Genomic DNA, 1,847 nt, shown 5'->3' with positions numbered 1-1,847 from the left:
TATTCGTTGTCAGCCCCATCGAACACGATAATCGCTTCGAAGTCGCGGCCAGCGTACATCACCACATCGTCAATGAGCGCTTCGCGAGCGCGATTGAACGAATCGGTATCGTAATCGGGGTTCGGGCCGGGATTGCGCATGTCGCGATAACGCGAACCGCTGCGCAGCACGTTATAGCCATCGACGAGCAATAATTTCCTGCGTTGCTTTGCCATTGCGAACAGGCGCCCCGCTATTCGCCTTCGGCGGCGCGAACGGTGGTCTGGCGCATCCACTCATACATGACCGCCGTGCACGCCTGGGCAACGTTGAGGGAACCAACATGGCCCGCCTGCGGCAGCTTCACCAGGAAGTCGCACTTCTCGAGCGTGAGACGGGCAAGGCCTTCGGCCTCATTGCCCATTACAAGCGCGATTTTGCCATAGAGCGGGGCTTCCCATACCGTATGCTGAGCTTTCTCGCTCGCGCCAGCAACCCAGAAACCCGCCTTCTTCAGGCGGTCAATCGCCGAAGCAAGGTTGGTCGCCTGGGCGCAGCGCACATGGTTAATGGCGCCCGCCGAGCTTTTATAGGTAGCCGCAGTCACGCTTGCCGAGCGCTTGCCCGGAATAATGAGGCCGCTCGCGCCAATCACGTCAACCGAACGCGCGATGGCGCCAAGGTTGCCCGCATCGGTAATGTGATCGAGCAGCACCACGAGCGCGGCGCCGTTGTTCTTTTCGGCATCACGCTCGGCAATTTTCAGAATGTCGGTGACGCTGGAGTACTGGTACGGCTTCGCATGCGCCATAACGCCCTGATGGCTGCCGCGCTCGCTGCGTTCGTCGAGCACCTTGCGAGGCACGGTTTTCACGGGCACGTCGTACTGCTTTGCCTTGCGCAAAATGTCTTTGATTTGGCTATCTTGCTGAACGTTGTCGGCCATAAGCACGGAAATGAGCGGCATTTGCGCGCGCAACGCCTCAATGACCGGGCGTTTTCCTTCAATATAGTCTGCCACGTGGGCTCCTTTTCATGTGCATTAAGCACTCAGTCGTTTTCGCTCCGGCGGTGCGGTCCTGTCCATGACCACGCCGGGCTACCGTTCGCTTCGCTCACTATGCGCCCGCCTGGCCGCATTTCATATTGAGAAGAAATGCCCATATGAACGCAGACGGTCACAAACAGGGCCGCACCGCCGGAGCGAAAACGACGAAGCGACCCAACCCTTGGTTATTTCGCCTTGACGCGAGCGCCGGCGGCGGTGTCTTCCACCACCAGGCCAAGCTCGCCCAAAGCATCACGAATGGCATCGGCCACGGCCCAGTCTTTCGCGGCGCGCGCTTCAGCACGAGCGGCAATAAGGGCTTCAGCAGCCTCGGCCGTGTCGTCGCCGGCGTAACCAGCGCGCTCAGCAGCAAGCGCAATGATTTCGACAGGCAGCTCCGCCTCCTGCTCGGGGAGTTCGATACCTAAAACGTCCATAGAACGCTCGATGAACTCGGCAGCCGCAACTACCACCTCAGCATTAACCGCACCGTCGGCGGCATCGAGGTACGAGTTCGCTTCGGTGATGAAGCCGAAGAATGCGCCCAGGGCACCTGCGGTGTTGAAGTCGTCATCCATGCAGGCCTTGAACTCGACATCGGCAGCCGCAACAGCGTCGGCGAGTTTTTGAGCCAATGCGGCATCGGGCTCGCCCGTCGCGTGGGCCGCAGCCCAACGCAGGTTCTGAGCCGTGCCCGCAATACGAGCCAGCGAGCTTTCCGCGCCTTCCAGGCGCTCGAAGCTGAAATCGAGCGGGCTGCGATAGTGCGTTTGCAGCATGAGCAGGCGAAGTGCTGCCGCCGAATGTTTCTCGAGCACTT

3 protein-coding genes are annotated in these 1,847 nt (G+C 60.3%); all 3 read right to left on the bottom strand.

Going from position 1 to position 1,847, the window contains the following annotated elements; translation table 11 throughout:
- On the bottom strand, positions 1-215 hold a 215-nt coding region (locus ACWI8T_RS09875; protein ID WP_449138811.1), incomplete at its 3' end, for an NYN domain-containing protein.
- Positions 216-232: 17 nt separating this feature from the next.
- A complete protein-coding gene (rlmB, locus tag ACWI8T_RS09870; RefSeq protein ID WP_281668743.1) occupies positions 233-1,000 on the bottom strand; it encodes a 23S rRNA (guanosine(2251)-2'-O)-methyltransferase RlmB in 768 nt (255 codons plus the stop codon).
- Between the two features lie 212 nt (positions 1,001-1,212).
- Positions 1,213-1,847 (bottom strand): DALR domain-containing protein (locus ACWI8T_RS09865; protein WP_449138810.1); only part of this gene is annotated, 635 nt, incomplete at its 5' end.

The organism is Slackia sp. (genome assembly GCF_977041755.1).
Note: the sequence above shows the minus strand (reverse complement) of the source record. Positions and strands in the feature narration are given on the sequence as shown.